Annotated in this window: 2 protein-coding genes; both read left to right on the forward strand. The window is 60.1% G+C overall.

Translation table 11 applies throughout. The features are described 5' to 3' along the window. The first annotated feature begins 159 nt into the window (after positions 1-159). Positions 160-405, forward strand: coding sequence for a DUF6364 family protein (locus LRF89_RS13280; RefSeq protein ID WP_201169090.1), 246 nt, complete (start codon positions 160-162; stop codon positions 403-405). Then, positions 402-704, forward strand: a 303-nt coding sequence (locus LRF89_RS13285; protein ID WP_238637378.1) for a PIN domain-containing protein, incomplete at its 3' end; no start/stop codon positions are given. The genes LRF89_RS13280 and LRF89_RS13285, both read left to right, overlap by 4 nt.

Below are 704 nucleotides of genomic sequence, written 5' to 3' on the forward strand. Positions count from 1 at the left end.
CCGCATGGATTCCGAAGAGCTCCGTCTGTCCGAGGCGAAGCCAGGGGGTCTCCAGCGAACGAGCAAGCGGTCAAGCCCATCCTGGGCATGCATGAACCTGTGCCGTACAATATCGTTGTCATTGCCATACACCCCGAGAGAGGGGGGGGGGATGCCCGCATGGAACAGGAAACCACCAAGGTGACGGTGCGCCTGCCCAAACAGGATGTGGAGTTCGCGAAGGCCTATGCCAAGGCCCACGGCATGAGCGTTACCGAGGTCATTGATCGCCATCTGCGTCGCCTTCGCGCGCTGGAGGGGCATGTGCCAAGTGCCGAGCTGGAGGCCATTACCGGCCTGATCCCCCCTGATGTGGATCCTGTGAAGGTTTATCACGACCACCTGCACCACAAACACCAATCGTGATCATGCTCGACCTGAACGTCCTGCTGGACGTTCTGCAAAAGCGAGAGCGACACTATCGCGTCTCGGCGGCTGTACTAGAACAGGTGCTGCGTGGTGATGAAGAGGGTGCAATCAGCGCACATGCGGCAACCACGGTGTACTACCTCGCTGCACGGTATGCGGATCGCACCTCGGCCGATCAGGCATTGAGCTGGCTGCTCCAGCATTTGCACGTATGCGCAGTGGGACGCGTCGAGCTCGAACGAGCTCAATCCCTCGGTTGGGCGGATTTCGAAGATGCTGTGGTAGCGGCCACTGGT

Source organism: Halorhodospira sp. 9621, from assembly GCF_022228055.1.
GTDB classification, from domain to species: Bacteria; Pseudomonadota; Gammaproteobacteria; order Nitrococcales; family Halorhodospiraceae; genus Halorhodospira; species Halorhodospira halophila_A.